A 16,783-nucleotide genomic window follows, 5' to 3' on the forward strand; every position below is an offset into this window, starting at 1 on the left:
ACATCTTCCATGCCGCTCAGGGACATCACCGACCTGGAGAAATTGAAGAAGATCAACGCCGCCCTGGTCAGCCGCGTCGAGCGGTCGATGGACCAGCAAGGCAACGCCTTCTCGCTCTTCCAAACCGCGATTTCGCTCGAGAATCGAGTGCGCACGCGCACAGAGGAGTTACATTCGACCTTGCGCCGGCTGGAGCAGTCGAACATCGATCTCAGCGCCGCCAAGGAAAACGCCGAGCTGGCCAACCTGTCCAAGACCAGGTTCCTGGCGGCCGCCAGCCACGACGTGCTGCAACCGCTGAATGCCGCGCATCTGTCCGTCTCGGCGCTCGCCGAGGTGCAGACCTCCGACGAGGGCAGGAAACTGGTGCGGCAGGTCGAGCGGTCGCTGGAGACGATGGAGGACCTGCTGCGCACCCTGCTCGACATTTCCAAGCTTGATGCCGGCGTCGTGCAGCCCGATATCGGCGACGTCAGTCTGGAAACGCTGTTTTCGTCGCTGCGCTCGGATTTCCTGCCCGTCGCCGAGATGAAGGGGCTGACGCTGAAGTTCCGGCCGGTCAATGCGGTCGTGCGTTCGGACCGCACCTTGCTGCGCCGCGTCCTGCAGAACATCCTGTCCAATGCGCTGCACTACACACGCTCCGGCGGCGTGCTGGTCGGCACCAGGCATCGCGGCGACACGATCCGCATCGATGTCGCCGATACCGGCTGCGGCATCCCCGACGACCAGCGCGAGGCCGTGTTCGAGGAATTCCACCGCGGCACGATCTCGACCGATGCCGGGCTCGCCGGCGGCGGGCTGGGTCTGGGCCTGGCTATCGTGCGCCGCATCGCGGCCGCACTCGGCCATCCCGTGACGTTTTCGTCCAAAGTCGGCCACGGCACGATCTTCCACATCGACGTTCCCGTCGGCATTGGCGCCACGGCCGACGCCATTGCCAGCGCCACCGATATGGAGCGGCCGCGCGGCTACGGCCTGTTCGGCACAAAAGTGCTGCTGGTCGAGAACGACGCCGAGGTGCTGCAGGCGATGACGTTTCTGCTCGAACGCTGGCAATGTCTGGTGCGCGCCGCCACCTCGACCGGCGAAGCGCTCGACATGCTTGGCGACACGGACTGGGTGCCGGACATCATCATCGCCGACCAGCATCTCGACGCTGGCGACCTTGGCACCGCCACCATCGCCGAGGTCCGCGACTATCTCGGCCGCGCCGTGCCGGCGCTGATCGTCACAGCCGACGGTTCGGAGGCCGTTGCAAAAGCCGCCCGCGCCGCCGGCATCGAGCTGATGCGCAAGCCGCTGAAGCCGGCGCAACTGCGGGCGCTGCTGGCGCACCTTTTGGCTTAAAACCCCGCCTGGTCCCGAAACAACTCCGCATTGTCCAGCTTCGACACCTCGATCACAGCCTGCGTGCGGCTATAAACGTTGAGCTTGCGCAGGATCTCGGAGACATGCGCCTTGACCGTGGTTTCGCCGACCTGCAGCTCGTAGGCGATCTGCTTGTTGAGCAGGCCCTGGCGCAGCATCTGCAACACCCTGAGCTGCTGTGGCGTCAGCTTGGCAAGGCGCTGCACCATCTCGGCGCGATCGGTGCTGTCGGCGTCCGGCGGCTGGCCTTCATAGGTTTCGGGCACATAGATCGCGCCTTCCATCACCGAGCGGATGGCGGCCGCCAGATCGCTCTTGCGCGCCGATTTCGGAATGAAACCGGCAGCACCATAGGACAGCGCCTCGGAAATGATCCTGGGCTCCTCATAGCCCGAGACGATGACCACCGGCAGGCGCGGATAACGGGTCCGAAGCTGCAGCAGCCCCTCGAACCCATGCACGTCAGGCATGCTGAGGTCGAGCAAGGCAAGATCGAAGGGCTTGGCATCAGCCAGAAGCTCGAGCGCCTCGGCGATGGTGCGCGCCTCCACCGTGTCGACCTCCGGATAAGCCATCTGCACGGCGCTGTGCAGCGCCTCGCGAAACAGCGGATGGTCGTCGATGATCAGAAACCGGGCGCGATCGTTGACTGCGGTCATGGGGCTCGTTTCGGTTCGGTCTGGTCGACCTGTTCTGGCGCAGGATAATCCTGCGACCATGGTCAGATTATTGCCAAATAGTACATCGCCATCCATGGTGAAGGGCGGAGATGGCAATTTCCGAACGGCCATGCCTTGCTCGGTGGTCCAAATCGGCCGAATGTGCCGCAATGAGCGACATCGTCCTTCACAACTACTACCGCTCCTCCACCTCCTACCGGGTGCGGATCGCGCTGGAGATGAAGGGCCTGACCTATCGATACGTGCCGCATCACCTGCGCCACGGCGAGCATCTGGAGCCCGCCTATCTCTCTGTCAACCCGCAAGGGCTGGTCCCTGCGCTGATCCTGGGCGACGGCACGCTTCTAACCCAATCGCTGGCGATCATCGAATTTCTGGACGAGACCAAGCCCGCGCCGCCGCTGCTGCCGAAGGAGGCGCTTGGCCGGGCCCATGTCAGGATGCTGGCGCAGATGATCGCCTGCGACATCCATCCCGTGAACAATCTGCGCGTGCTGACCTCGCTGCGCACGCTGTTCGGCGCCGGCGACGAGGACGTCGTCAACTGGTTCCGGCACTGGGTGAACGAGGGTTTCCAGCCACTTGAAAAGATCCTGGCTTCTTCGTCCGAGACGAGGATATTCTGCCATGGCGACACGCCGGGGCTGGCCGACATCTGTCTGGTCGCCCAGGTCACAAGCAACGCGCGTTTCGGCGTCGACATGACGCCCTACCCGACGATTGCGCGCATCCACGCCGCCTGCATGGCTCTGCCGGCCTTCCAAAAGGCGGCGCCCGAGAACCAGATCGATGCCGAGTAACGGCGCAATCCAATTATGACGAGCATGACTATGAGGTATTGCCAATGAAAGCCGTCGTCTTCGAAAAGTTCGGCGAAGCGCCGACCATCCAGACCGTCGCCGATCCGACGCCGGCGCCCGAGGGCGTCGTCATCAAGGTCGAGGCGACGGGGCTCTGCCGCAGCGACTGGCACGGCTGGATGGGTCACGACGACGGCATCCGCCTGCCGCATGTGCCGGGCCATGAGCTTGCCGGCGTCGTGGTGGCCGCCGGCTCAGGAGTGACCCGCTGGAAGGCCGGTGAGCGCGTCACCGTGCCGTTCGCCGTCGGTTGCGGTCGCTGCTTCGAATGCACGTCCGGCAACCATCAGGTCTGCGAGCACCAGTTCCAGCCCGGCTTCAGCGCCTGGGGTTCGTTTGCCGAATATGTCGCCATCGACCATGCCGACACCAATCTGGTGCGCCTGCCCGATGAGATGGAGTTCGCCACTGCTGCCAGCCTCGGTTGTCGTTTCGTGACGTCGTTCCGCGCCATCGTCGACCAGGGCCGGGTGACGCCCGGCGAATGGGTGGCCGTGCATGGCTGCGGCGGCGTCGGCCTGTCGGCGATCATGATCGCCAGCGCCATGGGCGCCAACGTCATTGCCATCGACCTGACCGACGAGAAGCTCGATTTCGCCAGCAAGATCGGCGCCGTGGCGACGATCAACGCCGCCAAGACGCCGAATGTGGTCAAGGCGGTCAAGCAGATCACCAATGGCGGCGCGCATATGTCGGTGGACGCGCTCGGCCATCCCACCACCTCGTTCAACTCGATCGCCAATTTGCGCCGGCGCGGCCGGCACGTGCAGGTCGGCCTGATGCTCGGCGATCATGCCAGGCCGCAGATACCGATGGACAAGGTGATCGCCTTCGAGCTCGAAATCCGCGGCAGCCACGGCATGCAGGCCTACCGCTACCAGGCGATGATGGAGATGATCCGCACCGGCAAGCTCAAGCCCGAACTCTTGGTCGGCAAGCGGATCAGCCTCGAGGACGCGCCGGCCGCGCTGATGGCGATGGGCGGTTTCGAAGGCATCGGCATCGGTGTGGTGACGAAGTTCTAATGCATGTCGCGCAAAAGCATGCCCACGGGCTTGACCCGAGGGTGCGCAGCGGTTTTGCGATAACGACATGCATAAAAACAAAAACCTAAAGCGCGTCAAACATGACGCGCTTTAGCGGACGGCGCAGTCACTGCGCGGCCACCCGTTGCGGCACAGCCTGCTTGGCGAACCTCTTGGCGCCAACGACGCAAAGCACCACGGCGACCGTGACGGCGATCATCAGCGGGCTGACCTGCTCGTGCAGCAGCGTTGCCGCCAGCGCGAGGCCGAAGAAGGGCTGGAGAAGCTGCAACTGTCCCACGGCGGCAATGCCCCCCAGCGCCAGCCCGCGATACCAGAACACGAAACCAATCAGCATGCTGAACAGCGAAACATAGGCCAGGCCGATCCAGGCGTTGACGCCGACGCCGTCAAACGACGCCGGCTTGGTCATCAGCGTCAGCGCAAACATCACCGGCAGTGACAGCACCAGCGCCCAGCAGATCACCTGCCAGCCGCCGAGCCGGCGCGACAGTGCGGCCCCTTCGGCATAGCCAAGACCGCATGCGATGATGGCGGCAAGCATCAAACTGTCGCCCAGCGGCGAAGCCGATCCACCCTGCGCTAGCGCAAAGCCGGCAACGAGGGCGCTGCCAAGGCACGAAAACAGCCAGAAAGCCGGCCTTGGGCGATCACCGCCGCGAATGACGCCAAAGATCGCGGTCGCAAGCGGCAACAGGCCGACGAAGATGATGGAGTGAGCCGAGGTGACGTGTTTCAGCGCCAGCGCGGTGAGCAAAGGGAAGCCAACCACGACGCCGAGCGCCACGATGACCAGGGAAAACAGGTCACCACGCCGCGGACGCTCGGCGCGCAAAACGATGAGCAGCACAAGGCCGAGCAGACCGGCTATCGCGGCGCGGGCCACGGTCAAGAAGATCGGATCGAAATCCATCACTGCCACGCGTGTAGCCGGAAGCGAGCCGCTGAAAATCAGCACGCCGACGAATCCGCTCACCCAGCCGCTCGCCGTCTTGTCCATTCAACGCTCCCGATGCTCGCGCTCCTCTATCGGGCCAAGACATGTGGCACCACCAGAGACAATGCAGTACAATTCGAAGAAACTGTTATGGTCTAGCGAGCAGTACAGATGGATGAACTGACGGCGGAAAGCCAAGGCAACGGGACGCTTGTCGAAAGCGTCATGGCAACGATCAGGCACAGGATCGCCGCACGGATCCTGACACCGGGAGCACGGTTGCCGTCGATCCGCGCCTTTGCCAAGACCATGCAGGTCTCCAAATCCACCGTGGTCGACGCCTACGAGCGTCTTGCCGCCGAGGGGGATATCCGTTCGCGGCCGGGTTCGGGTTATTATGCCGCCGGACCAATTGCGCCTTTGTCATTGGCCGAGATCGGCCCCCGGCTCGACCGTGCCGTCGATCCGCTCTGGGTTTCGCGCCAGTCCCTGGAGGCGGGCGAGGACGTGCTGAAGCCAGGTTGCGGCTGGCTGCCGGCCTCGTGGATGCCTGAGGCTGGCCTGCGCCGGGCGCTACGGACGCTGGCGCGAGCCGACAATGTCTCCCTGACTGATTATGGCACCCCACTCGGATTGCCGGCGTTGCGTCACCTGCTTTCTCGGCGCATGGCCGGGCACGGCATCGAGGCCTCTCCCGACCAGATCGTGCTGACGGAATCGGGAACGCAGGCCATCGATCTGCTTTGCCGCTTCCTTATCGAACCCGGTGACCCGGTACTGGTCGACGACCCCTGCTACTTCAACTTCCACGCGCTGTTGCGCGCGCACAGGGCCAAGGTCGTCAGCGTCCCCTACACCCCTTCGGGACCGGATATCGCAGAGTTCGCGCAGGCGCTGGCCGAGCACCGACCGCGCCTCTACATCACCAATTCCGCCCTGCACAATCCAACAGGCGCCATTCTGTCGCCGGTCACCGCGCACCGCTTGCTCAAGCTCGCCGAGCAGTCGGACCTGACCATCATCGAAGACGATATCTTTGCCGATTTCGAGCACACCCCCGCCGCCAGGCTGGCGGCGTTCGACGGCCTCAATCGGGTCATTCATATCGGTAGCTTCTCAAAGACGCTTTCAGCCTCGATACGCTGCGGTTTCATCGCCGCGCCGCGGCGCTGGGTGGAGGGTTTGACCGATCTCAAGATCGCCACAACCTTCGGCGGCGGGCGACTGGCGGCCGAACTGGTGCTGACGTTGCTCAGGGACGGTCTCTATCGCAAGCATATGGATTTGTTGCGGGCGCGGCTGTCGCGCGCCATGGTCGACACGAGCGCCCGCCTGAGAGCCATCGGCATCACCCCATGGATAGACCAGCCGGCAGGCATGTTCCTATGGTGCAGCCTGCCGGAGGGCATGGATGCCGCCGATATCGCTCGCCGCGCCCTGTCCGCCAATATCGTTCTGGCGCCCGGCAATGCGTTCAGCCTGTCTCGATCGGCAAGCCGCTTCATGCGCTTCAACGTAGCGCAAACGGGCGATGAGCGGATTTTCAGAGTGCTTGAAGAGGCGATGGCGCGTCGTGACTGACGGCCCGGGCCTGGTGCTGCCTCACGCCCCTGCCCGCCTCCGTCGCTCATACAGCATGACCAGCGTTTCGGCCGTCAGCGCCGGCTTCTGCTCGCCTTCGATCTCGACAGTGTTGGCCGCCTTCATCAGGTACTGGCCAGGTCCCCTGTCTTCCATCGACAGGAGCGTCGTGCGCAGCCTGATCCGGGCGCCGACCCGGACAGGCGACAGGAAACGCACTCTGTCGAAGCCGTAGTTGAAGGCGGCTTGCGTGTTTTCCGGCACGATGCCCATGTCGAGCGCCAGCGCGCCGATGATCGACAGCGTCAGATAGCCATGCGCGATGGTGGTGCGGAACGGGCTTTGCCGCCTTGCCCGTTCCGGATCGACATGGATCCACTGGTGGTCGCCCGTGCATTCGGCAAACTGGTCGATGCGATTCTGGTCGACCGTCGTCCAGTCGGACACGCCAAGTTCCTGCCCGGCCATGGTCCTGAGCTGCTCATAGGTCGGCGGCGTCCTCGGCCGTATTTGCGTCATTCCTGCTTTCCCGATCGCTGGCCTGCCTCCGGACCACGAACCGGCCGCCTCTGTCAATTCGCTCTGTGCGATTCCGTTCCGCCTATTCGGCCCGAGTCACCGTGCTCCACGAACCGGAAGCGGTTTGCCCAGCCAGGAGAACCGGCTCGACCGACAGCGGTCGATTACTTCTTCTCGTAGCCGGCGCGGATCTCCGCTATCGCTTCCTTGATGCGATCGCGCAGGATCTCGACCGATTCGGCGCCGGACTTCTTGACCAGCTCGGCGACCTCGCCGGCATTCTTCAGCGCGGTTTCGAAGGATTTCCTGGCGAACTCCGTTTGTTTCGTCATCAACTCCTGCGGATTGCCCGGCGCCCTGTAACTCTGCGCCATGTCGGTGACCTCGCGCAGCGTGTCCTGCAGCATCACGCGCTGCCTGGACATAAGCGACTGCGCTCCGGCGGCACTGGCCCTGGCCGACTTTTCCAGGGCTTCGAGGTTCTTGCGGTGATGGCTGAGGATCGCCTCGACATCGACGTTCGGCAACTTGAGGTCGCGGCCGAACCTGCCGAACATGTCCATGAAGGAGTCGGAATCGGGTTGCTTTGCCATGATGGTTCTCTCCCCTGTTGCCGCGAATGCGGCACCCGAAGAAGAGAATAGAGCACCGGAGCTTCGCGGTCCATTCGGACGGGCAATGAACGTTTCAGAGCCGTACGCGGCGCCTCAGTTGACGAGAAACAGCAGCTCCGCCGTATAGAGCACGACACCGGCAAGGCCGCCGATGACCATGCCGTTGAAGCGGATATATTGCAGGTCCCTGCCGATGTTCATCTCGATCAGCCTGGTGAGCTGGGCAAGATCCCAGCGCTTGACCTGGTCGGCGATGAATTTCGACACGCCGCTCTTCTGGCTTTCGACGAAAGAGGACAGCGCCACGACGAAGCCCTGGTTCATGTCGGCCCTGATCTGCGAATCGCCGGCAAGATGGCGGCCGACCTCGACAAACATGTTGGCCAGATGGGCGCGGATCATCGAGTTCTCCGCCTTGGCGTCCTGCTCGATGAACAGGCGCAGACTTTCCCACATGTCGCCGGCCAGCGCCTTGAGTTCCGGCCGAGCAAGGAAATCGCGCTTCAATTTCTCGGCCCGCCTGGCATATTGCCTGGATGTCCTCAGCCGCTCGATGAAGCTTTCCACGAAGCGGTCGAATTCGGCGCGCATCGGGTGATCGGGATTGGCCCTGACCTCGTCGAGCAGCGATCCGGCTGAGGCGACGATCTTCTTCAGGAGATACGCATCGGCGCGAAAAAGGTTGAACAGCGACGGCAATTCCTCGCGGATCTTCTCGCGCATCGTCGCCAATGCCTCTTCATCGCTCAGGAACCGGCCGACGACCTTGGTGAATTCGTCGAACAGTTTCTGATGGCGGCGGTCGTCGGTCAGCGCCGACAGCAATTCGGCGGCGAGCGGCGCCAGCGGCACCTTTTCGACCTGCTCCAGCATACGGCTGGTGACGAAACCGCGCAGGCCGGACTGTTCGATTGCCGCCAACGTCTGCGGCACCAGACGGCCGACGAACCGCGACAGGCCGGCCGCGCGGTCGGCGTCCGACAGCCAGTCGGCGACGAGCGCGGAAAAGTCGACCTCGGCGAGCTTTTCGCGCACCGGCTCCGGCGCCAGGAAATTGACCTCGATGAACCGGCCGAGATTGTCGGCAATGCGGTTCTGATTCTCCGGAATGATAGCGGTGTGCGGGATCGGCAGGCCGAGCGGGCGCTTGAACAGCGCCACCACCGCATACCAGTCGGCCAGCCCGCCGATCGTCGCGGCCTCGGCAAAGGCGGCGACGAAACCAAGCCAGGCAAAGCGGCCCTCGAACGACTTGGCCACCGCAAAGATGAGTACGCAGAGCGCAAGCGCTGCCGTAGCGAGGAATTTAGTGCGCCGGAGCGCCGAAAGCTTGGCGACCGCATCGGCGTCGAACCGGGCGACGGGCGCCAAAGCCGAGGCTGGTTGTGACATGGAACCGCTCCTGATGGATCTCGCGGACTTACTTAGTAACCCGCCCAGCCGAATGCGCGCCACATTTCATCCCAGCCCGGTTTGCGCGACCGCACACAAAGTTGACGATAATATTCAACTATTAAGCCGTGCTTGTCTGGAATTATTCCAAGGTATAGGCCATATTCACTGATGTCGCCCAAAACCGCGCCAGCGATTGGGGACGACAGCATGGACAAAGACAAGGGCCCGAAGCGCGTCGCTCGTTTGACTCGACGCGTTTTGGGGTCAAGCCACTGCTTCGCGAGGACAAAATGCGCCTGACACGCCAGACCAACTACGCCATGCGCATCTTGATGTATTGCGCCGCGAACACCGATCGGCTGAGCCGCATCCCCGAGATTGCCGCCGCCTATTCGGTATCCGAGCTTTTTCTGTTCAAGATCCTGCAGCCGCTGGTCGAGCATGGCCTGGTCGAGACAGTGCGCGGCAGGAACGGTGGCGTCAGGCTTGGGCGCCCAGCCGAGCAGATCAACCTGTTCGACGTGGTGCGGGTGACGGAAGAAAGCTTCGCCATGGCCGAATGCTTCGAAAACGATGCCGCCGAATGCCCGCTGATCGACAGTTGCGCGCTGAATTCGGCGCTGCGCGAGGCGCTCAACGCCTTCTTCGCTGTGCTTGCGCGCTATACGATCGCCGACATGGTGGCGGCACGGCCGAATGTGCGACACCTGCTCGGTATTGACATGCTGGAACAGCGGGCGCCGGCCGCCTGATTCTGGTTGGCCGACCATCGGCACCCTCCCAACAGAATCGCTCACGACCGCCGCAGCCGACTATGGCGCGAAAATCGACCAGTTCATCATCCGGGCCAGTTTCTCCAACGCGATCGAGCCCAGCCTGGAATTGCCGTTGGCGTTGAGGCCCGGTGACCACACGGCAAGCGAGGCGACGCCCGGCACGATGCCCAATATGCCACCGCCGACGCCGCTCTTGCCCGGGATACCGACGCGGAAAGCAAAGTCGCCCGAGCCGTCATAGTGGCCACAGGTCAGCATCATCGCGCCGATGCGGCGGGCGCGTTCGGCCGACACGACGGAATGGCCGGTTGCCGGATTCTTGCCGCCATTGGCGAGGAAGCGGCCGGCCAGCGCCAGCTGCCGGCAGCTCATGGCGATGGCGCAGTGATGGAAATAGACGCCGAGCGCCAGCTCGGGCGCATGATGGAGATTGCCGAAGGATTTCATGTAGTTGGCAAGCGCAAAATTGCGGTAGCCGGTGGCACGCTCGGAGGCCGCGACCTCGCGGTCGATGATGACAGTGTCGTCATCGGCCAGGAACTGGATGAAGCGCAGGATCTCGCCGATCGCCTCGCGCGGCTGGTGGCCTGCGAGCAGAATGTCGGAAATGACGATGGCGCCGGCATTGATGAACGGATTGCGCGGAATGCCGTTCTCATGCTCGAGCTGGACGATCGAGTTGAACGGATTGCCCGATGGCTCGCGCCCGACGCGCTGCCAGAGCGCATCGCCGACATTGCCGAGCGCCAGCGTCAGCGTGAACACCTTGGAAATGCTCTGGATGGAAAACGGCTCATCGGCGTCGCCCGCCATGAGCACGCGACCGTCATTGGTCACGGCGGCGATGCCGAAATTCTTCGGATCGACCTTGCCGAGCTGCGGAATGTAGGTGGCGACCTCGCCCCTATCCGTCCGCTCCGCCATCTCGGCGGCGACTTCGGCCAAAGCCTGTTCGAGTTCCGGCATTGGCGTCCTCGCTACTTCAGCCAGCGCTCGATGCGCGCCAGCGCCTCGAGCATGTCATCATAGCTGCCGGCATAGGAAAAGCGCATGGTTCGATGGCCCTGGAGTGGATCGAAATCGCGGCCGGGCGTCGCCGCGACATGCGCCTCGGCCAGCATCCGGCGCGCGAAAACCATGCTGTCGTTGGTATGCCTGGTGACATCGCAAAAGGCATAGAAGGCGCCGTCCATCGGCGCCGCCAGCGCGAAGCCGAGCTCCGGCAGGCGCTGCATCAGAAGCTCGCGATTGCCCGCATAGCGCGCCTTCACCACTTCCAATTCCCCGGTTGCCTTGAACGCTTCTATCGCCGCGATCTGGGAAAGCTCGGGCGGCGAGATGTAAAGGCTCTGGGCGATGCGCTCGACGGGTCGCACCAGCTCTTCGGGGAGCACCATCCAGCCGATGCGCCAACCAGTCATGCAATAGTATTTCGAAAAGGAGTTGATCACCGTCACATCCGGGCTGCGGGCAAGCGCCGTCGTGTCGGGCGCGGTATAGGCCAGCCGATGATAAATCTCGTCGGAGATCACGGCGATGCCCAGCTCTTGCGCGGTCTTGATCAGTGCCGACAGCTCGGCGGCAGGGATAACCGCACCGGTCGGGTTGGCCGGACTGGCGAACAGAACGCCCTTCAGCGGCTTTTGGCGGTGCGCGGCTTCCAGATGCCCAGCATGGAGATAGGCGGCGCCGTCAAGCTCGATCTCGACGATCTCGATGCCGAGCGCCGCCATGATGTTGCGATAGGCCGGGTAGCCAGGGGCTGCAATGGCGACGCGGTCGCCCGGATCGAACATTGCCAGGAAGGCGAGGTTGAAGGCTGCCGACGATCCGGTGGTGACGGCGATCCGGCTGGGCGGGACATCGAGCCCATAGTGATCGCCATAGTGCTCGGCGATTGCCTTACGCAGGCCGGCCAGGCCCAGTGCATCGGTATAGCCGATGAGCCCCATCTTCAAGGCGTGGGCAGCCGCTTGCCTGACCCCGGCCGGCGCCGGGTCGGACGGCTGGCCGACAGCCATGGAAACGACCGGAATGCCGGAGGCCTTCAGCCGATTCGCCTCCGCCAGAATGTCCATGGCGTGGAACGGCTCGACCTCGCCGCGGCGTGAAAGCGAAACAACCATTTGACCTCACATCCTGCCGTCCGAAGCCGCCGGCCCTGGCGGCCGCGCCGCACAAATGCCCGATTGATGTGAGGATCACAAGTTCAGTAAGTTTTCGGTGCCGACTTTTCATCCTTCGCCCGCTCGTCTACCAGTGGACCTGCCATGTTGAGCCGACCCAGATTGACGATTGCCAGGGCAGCGCGCGTTTTCGCGACGCTTTGGCTTGCCGTGATGGTCACTGTCGCCGGCTCGGTCAATGCCTTCGCGCAAAACGTGCCGGTGGTGCGCGACGCCGAGATCGAAGCCCTGGTGCGCGACTATGCGCGGCCGATCTTCAAGGCGGCGGGCCTGTCAAACGATGCCATCGACATCGTCCTGGTCAACGATCAGAGCTTCAACGCGTTCGTCGCCGGGCGCCGTCTGTTCATCAACACAGGCGCCTTGATGGAAGCGGAAACGCCTAATGAGATCATCGGTGTCATTGCCCATGAGGCCGGGCACATCGCCGGCGGTCACCAGCAGAAATTGCGCGAGCAACTCGAACGCGCCAAGACGATGGCCATCATCGCAACGCTGCTTGGCGCCGGCGCCATCGTCGCCGGCGCCACGACCAACAGCCGTGGCCTGGCCGGCGCCGGCATGGGCGTCGCTGCGGGCGGTGGGGAGATGGCACAGCGCAGCGTCCTTGCCTATCAGCGCTCCGAAGAGATGACCGCCGACCGCTCGGCAATCACCTATCTCAACGCCACCGGCCAGTCTGGCATGGGCATGCTGAAGACGTTCGGCCGGTTCCAGAGCGCGCTGTCGCTGTCGGGCGCGCAGGTCGATCCCTACAGGATCAGCCATCCGATGCCACGCGAGCGTATCGCCAATCTCGAAGTCCTGGTGAAGCAGAGCCCCTATGTCGACAAGGTAGACCCGCCGGCGCTGCAGCAGCGGCATGACATGATGCGCATCAAGATCGCCGCCTATATGGGAGGCCAGGCCGCCGCGGTGCGGCTGATGCGCAAGAATCCGGGCAGCCTGGCCTCGCAATATGGCCTTGCGCAGACGACCTATCTCTATGGCAATCTGGCTGCCGCGCTTAGCAAGACCAATGCATTGATCAAGGCGCAGCCGAAAAACCCCTATTTCCAGGAATTGCGCGGCGACATCCTGATGAAGGCGAACAAGCCGAAGGATGCTTCGCAGGCCTATGCCAAGGCGGTCAGCCTCGACCCGGTGCGATCGGGACTGCTGCTGGTTTCCTACGGGCAGGCGCTGATGGCCATCGGCACGCCTGATTCGCTGGAGAAGGCGGTGGTGCAGATCAACAAGGGCCTCGGGCGCGATCGCGAAAACGTCGCCGGCTACCGCTATCTGGCGCAGGCCAATGGCGAGCTCGGCAAAATCCCGGCCGCCGATCTTGCCACCGCTGAAGGCCATTTCTATTCCGGCGACTACAGGAATGCCAAGATCTTCGCCATGCGCGCGCAACAAAAGTTGAAGCGCGGCGAGCCGGGCTGGCTTCGCGCGCAGGACATCATAAACTACGCGCCACCAGGCAAGAAAAAGTGAACCTTCCGGCAACCGCGGCGACATATAGTCAGGCCGGTCAGGTCAGACCAATCGGGCCGAAAACCAGGCAAGAGGATTACGGATGATGAACAAGGCAATTCTGCTCGGCACTACGGGAGTGGCGGTTGCTCTCGCCATGCTGGCTTTCGGATTCGTGGCCGGAAATCCGCAGGCGGCAAAGGCCGATACAGCTCAACTCGCCCAGGCGGTGTCCGGCGATAGCAAGATCGACCGCGCGGAAGTCGAGGGCATCATCCGCGACTATCTCCTGAAGAACCCGGAAGTGCTGCTGGAGGTCCAGGACGCGCTTGAGGCCAAGCAGAAGGAAGAGCAGCGGATCGCCAGTCTCGGCGTCATCACCAATGCCAAGGACCAGATCTTCAACTCGGCCTTCGACGGCGTCGTCGGCAACCCGAACGGCAAGGTCACCATCGTCGAGTTCTACGATTACAATTGCGGCTTCTGCAAACGCGCCATCGAGGACATGCAGGCTCTGACGAAAGCCGATCCGGACCTGCGCTTCGTGCTCAAGGAATTCCCGATCCTCGGCCCGGATTCGCAAAAGGCAAGTGTCGTCTCGATGGCGTTCCATCTGATGCATCCGGAGAAATATGGCGAGTTCCACAACGCACTGCTCGGCGGCCAGGGGCGCGCCACCGAGGCCACGGCCATCAAGGTGGCGCTTTCGCTCGGTGCCGACGAAGCGACATTGCGCGAGAAGATGAAGGATCCGTCCATCACCGAGGCCTTCTCCAAGACCTTCGACCTTGCCAACAAGCTGGCCATCACCGGAACGCCCTCCTACGTGGTCGGCAACGAGGTGGTGTTCGGGGCGCTCGGCCAGGAAGTACTGGCGGAGAAGATCGAAGCGGCCAAGGCCGCGCTCTGATCGGCACTGGTTTCGCCACAGGCCGTTTCCCGCCTGTTGTGGACAGCGAAAGAACGCACTTGCGCTCTTTTCGCAGGCGTCTAAGCCCATTATAGAGGCCCAGTGCGCCGGCTTGAGGCCGGTGCCGGGAAAGGTCGGCATTCTTGAAAACTGTTTTCGTCCTGAACGGTCCCAACCTCAACGCGCTCGGCAAGCGCGAGCCGGGCATCTATGGCGGCAAGACGCTTGCCGCGATCGCCGAAGACTGCAAGCAGGCGGGCGCGGCGTTGGGGCTCGATATCGATTTCCGCCAGTCGAACCACGAGGGCGATCTCGTCGACTGGATCCAGGAAGCCGGCGACAAGGCTGCCGGCATCGTCATCAATCCGGGCGCCTACAGCCACACCTCGATTGCCATTCACGACGCGATACGCGCCGTGGCGCCACTGCCCGTCGCCGAAGTTCATCTTTCCAACATCCACGCGCGGGAACCATTCCGCCACGTCTCAATGGTCTCGCCGGTCGCCGTCGGCATGATCTGCGGGTTCGGGCCACTCGGCTACACGCTGGCGCTGCAGGCGCTGGCCGCACGCCTATGACCGGCCAACAAACAGAAGGCTCGAAAATGTCGATAAAGAAGACCGGTGTTGACCAGCAGCTGATCCGCGATCTGGCGGGCATACTGAACGACACCAACCTCACCGAGATCGAGGTCGAGCTGGGCGACTTGAAGGTGCGCGTGTCGCGACAGGCGCCGGCCGTGCATGCGATCGCCGCGCCGCAGCCCGCTTATGCGCCGGCGGCGGCCCAGCCCGCGGCCGCCGCGGCCGGGCCGGCGGCAGCCGAAATATCAAAGAACGCGGTCGCTTCGCCGATGGTCGGCACCGCCTATCTGGCGCCGTCACCCGACGCCAAGCCGTTCATCGAGGTCGGCCAGACGGTCAAGGAAGGCCAGACGCTGCTGATCATCGAGGCGATGAAGACGATGAACCAGATCCCCTCGCCTCGCGGCGGCACGGTGACGGCGATCCTGTTCGAGGATGCGCAGCCGGTCGAATATGGCATGCCGCTCGTCGTGATCGAGTAGAGCCGGGAACAGGCGAGACATGTTCCAGAAAATCCTCATCGCCAATCGCGGCGAAATTGCCCTGAGGGTGCTGCGCGCCTGCAAGGAGCTCGGCATCCAGACCGTGGTGGTGCATTCGACCGCCGACGCCGACGCCATGCATGTCAGGCTCGCCGACGAGAGCGTCTGCATCGGCCCGCCGCCGTCGCGCGACAGCTATCTCAACATCCACCAGATCGTCGCGGCCTGCGAGATCACCGGCGCCGATGCCGTGCATCCGGGCTACGGCTTTCTGTCGGAAAATGCCAAGTTCGCCGATATCCTCGCCGCGCACAACATCACCTTCATCGGCCCGACGGGCGACCATATCCGCATCATGGGCGACAAGATCGAGGCCAAGCGCACGGCAAAACGCCTTGGCATTCCGGTCGTGCCCGGCTCCGACGGCGCGGTCACCGAGGAAAAGGAAGCCAGGCGCATCGCCGCCGAGATCGGCTACCCCGTGATCATCAAGGCTTCGGCCGGCGGTGGCGGACGCGGCATGAAGGTGGCGCATAGCGAAGCCGAGCTTGAAATTGCCTTGCAGACGGCCCGCTCGGAAGCCGGTGCTGCCTTCGGCGACGACGCCGTTTATATCGAGAAATATCTGGAAAAGCCGCGCCACATCGAGGTCCAGGTGTTCGGCGACGGCGCTGGCCGCGGCGTGCATTTCGGCGAGCGCGACTGCTCGCTGCAACGCCGCCACCAGAAGGTCTGGGAAGAAGCGCCCTCGCCGGCGCTCAATGCCGAGGAGCGCGCGCATATCGGAGGCGTCTGCGCCAAGGCCATCGCCGATCTCGGTTATTCCGGCGCCGGCACCATCGAATTCCTCTACGAGAACGGCGAGTTCTATTTCATCGAAATGAACACTCGCCTGCAGGTCGAGCATCCGGTGACGGAGGCGATCACCGGCATCGACCTGGTGCATGAGCAGATCCGCGTCGCCTCGGGCGGCGGGCTTTCGGTGCGGCAGGAGGACATCAAGTTCAACGGCCACGCCATCGAATGCCGCATCAATGCCGAGGATCCGCGCACCTTCACCCCCTCACCGGGCACGATCACGCATTTCCACACGCCGGGCGGCCTCGGCATTCGCGTCGATTCCGGCGTTTATTCCGGCTACAAGATCCCGCCCTACTACGACAGCCTGATCGGCAAGCTGATCGTGCACGGCCGCAACCGCGTCGAATGCATGATGCGGCTGCGCCGCGCGCTCGACGAGTTCGTCGTCGATGGCATCAAGACGACGCTGCCGCTCTTCCGTGACCTTGTCGGCAACGCCGACATCGCCAATGGCGACTACGACATCCACTGGCTGGAAAAATACCTGGCCAAAGAGGAATAGCCATCAACTTCTAGTATGATG

Annotated in this window: 17 protein-coding genes; 10 read left to right on the plus strand and 7 right to left on the minus strand. The window is 63.4% G+C overall.

All coding sequences use genetic code 11. The features are described 5' to 3' along the window. The first annotated feature begins 9 nt into the window (after window positions 1–9). A complete protein-coding gene (locus C9427_RS03940) occupies window positions 10–1,350 on the plus strand; it encodes an ATP-binding response regulator (RefSeq protein WP_107647885.1) in 1,341 nt (446 codons plus the stop codon). Here C9427_RS03940 and C9427_RS03945 read toward each other — a convergent pair. Continuing rightward, the gene (locus tag C9427_RS03945; RefSeq protein ID WP_107647886.1) at window positions 1,347–2,030 is read right to left on the minus strand and encodes a response regulator; all 684 of its coding nucleotides are present in this window, start codon (window positions 2,028–2,030) and stop codon (window positions 1,347–1,349) included. The two genes, C9427_RS03940 and C9427_RS03945, sit on opposite strands and share 4 nt — an antisense overlap. Window positions 2,031–2,200: 170 nt before the next feature. Here C9427_RS03945 and maiA point away from each other — a divergent pair, with 170 nt between their 5' ends. After that, window positions 2,201–2,851, plus strand: a complete 651-nt coding sequence (gene maiA / locus C9427_RS03950) for a maleylacetoacetate isomerase (protein ID WP_107647887.1) — start codon at window positions 2,201–2,203, stop codon at window positions 2,849–2,851. 44 nt (window positions 2,852–2,895) lie between these two features. Next, on the plus strand, window positions 2,896–3,936 hold the full coding sequence (locus tag C9427_RS03955) for a zinc-dependent alcohol dehydrogenase family protein (protein WP_107647888.1): 1,041 nt from the start codon (window positions 2,896–2,898) through the stop codon (window positions 3,934–3,936). 127 nt (window positions 3,937–4,063) lie between these two features. Here C9427_RS03955 and C9427_RS03960 read toward each other — a convergent pair whose 3' ends face one another. After that, window positions 4,064–4,957: a DMT family transporter gene (locus C9427_RS03960; protein ID WP_107647889.1), complete on the minus strand. Its 894-nt coding sequence runs from the start codon at window positions 4,955–4,957 to the stop codon at window positions 4,064–4,066. A gap of 108 nt (window positions 4,958–5,065) precedes the next feature. Between C9427_RS03960 and C9427_RS03965 the strand changes: the two genes are divergently transcribed. After that, the gene (locus tag C9427_RS03965) at window positions 5,066–6,475 is read left to right on the plus strand and encodes an aminotransferase-like domain-containing protein (RefSeq protein WP_107647890.1); all 1,410 of its coding nucleotides are present in this window, start codon (window positions 5,066–5,068) and stop codon (window positions 6,473–6,475) included. A gap of 21 nt (window positions 6,476–6,496) precedes the next feature. On the opposite strand, the gene C9427_RS03970 is transcribed toward C9427_RS03965, so the two are convergent. From C9427_RS03970 to C9427_RS03980, 3 genes are all read right to left on the minus strand, one after another. Then, entirely contained in the window at window positions 6,497–6,994 is a 498-nt protein-coding gene (locus tag C9427_RS03970; RefSeq protein WP_107647891.1) for a MaoC family dehydratase, read from the minus strand. A gap of 164 nt (window positions 6,995–7,158) precedes the next feature. Then, window positions 7,159–7,587 (minus strand): phasin family protein, encoded by a 429-nt coding sequence (locus tag C9427_RS03975; protein WP_107647892.1) that lies wholly within the window; start codon window positions 7,585–7,587, stop codon window positions 7,159–7,161. Window positions 7,588–7,701: 114 nt separating this feature from the next. Beyond that, window positions 7,702–9,000 carry a DUF445 domain-containing protein gene (locus C9427_RS03980; protein WP_107647893.1) on the minus strand — a complete coding sequence of 433 codons (1,299 nt, stop codon included), beginning with the start codon at window positions 8,998–9,000 and terminating at the stop codon, window positions 7,702–7,704. Window positions 9,001–9,293: 293 nt separating this feature from the next. Here C9427_RS03980 and rirA point away from each other — a divergent pair, with 293 nt between their 5' ends. Next, entirely contained in the window at window positions 9,294–9,755 is a 462-nt protein-coding gene (gene rirA / locus C9427_RS03985; protein ID WP_097577247.1) for an iron-responsive transcriptional regulator RirA, read from the plus strand. A gap of 60 nt (window positions 9,756–9,815) precedes the next feature. Here rirA and C9427_RS03990 read toward each other — a convergent pair whose 3' ends face one another. Beyond that, window positions 9,816–10,745 carry a glutaminase gene (locus C9427_RS03990; protein WP_107647894.1) on the minus strand — a complete coding sequence of 310 codons (930 nt, stop codon included), beginning with the start codon at window positions 10,743–10,745 and terminating at the stop codon, window positions 9,816–9,818. Between the two features lie 11 nt (window positions 10,746–10,756). Beyond that, window positions 10,757–11,905, minus strand: a complete 1,149-nt coding sequence (locus C9427_RS03995; protein ID WP_107647895.1) for a pyridoxal phosphate-dependent aminotransferase — start codon at window positions 11,903–11,905, stop codon at window positions 10,757–10,759. 144 nt (window positions 11,906–12,049) lie between these two features. Between C9427_RS03995 and C9427_RS04000 the strand changes: the two genes are divergently transcribed. The 5 genes from C9427_RS04000 to accC all read left to right on the plus strand — a co-directional run bounded on the left by C9427_RS04000 (window position 12,050) and on the right by accC (window position 16,762). Further along, window positions 12,050–13,444: a M48 family metalloprotease gene (locus C9427_RS04000; RefSeq protein ID WP_107647896.1), complete on the plus strand. Its 1,395-nt coding sequence runs from the start codon at window positions 12,050–12,052 to the stop codon at window positions 13,442–13,444. Window positions 13,445–13,529: 85 nt separating this feature from the next. Continuing rightward, complete coding sequence (locus C9427_RS04005; RefSeq protein ID WP_097577248.1) at window positions 13,530–14,333, plus strand: DsbA family protein; 804 nt, start codon at window positions 13,530–13,532, stop codon at window positions 14,331–14,333. Between the two features lie 143 nt (window positions 14,334–14,476). Further along, window positions 14,477–14,911, plus strand: coding sequence for a type II 3-dehydroquinate dehydratase (gene aroQ / locus C9427_RS04010; RefSeq protein WP_107647897.1), 435 nt, complete (start codon window positions 14,477–14,479; stop codon window positions 14,909–14,911). 26 nt (window positions 14,912–14,937) lie between these two features. Further along, complete coding sequence (gene accB, locus C9427_RS04015) at window positions 14,938–15,399, plus strand: acetyl-CoA carboxylase biotin carboxyl carrier protein (protein ID WP_107647930.1); 462 nt, start codon at window positions 14,938–14,940, stop codon at window positions 15,397–15,399. Between the two features lie 19 nt (window positions 15,400–15,418). Beyond that, on the plus strand, window positions 15,419–16,762 hold the full coding sequence (gene accC / locus C9427_RS04020) for an acetyl-CoA carboxylase biotin carboxylase subunit (protein WP_097577241.1): 1,344 nt from the start codon (window positions 15,419–15,421) through the stop codon (window positions 16,760–16,762). Window positions 16,763–16,783: the final 21 nt, after the last annotated feature.

The sequence above is a fragment of the Mesorhizobium helmanticense genome (genome assembly GCF_003034915.1).
Taxonomy (GTDB): Bacteria; Pseudomonadota; Alphaproteobacteria; order Rhizobiales; family Rhizobiaceae; genus Mesorhizobium; species Mesorhizobium helmanticense.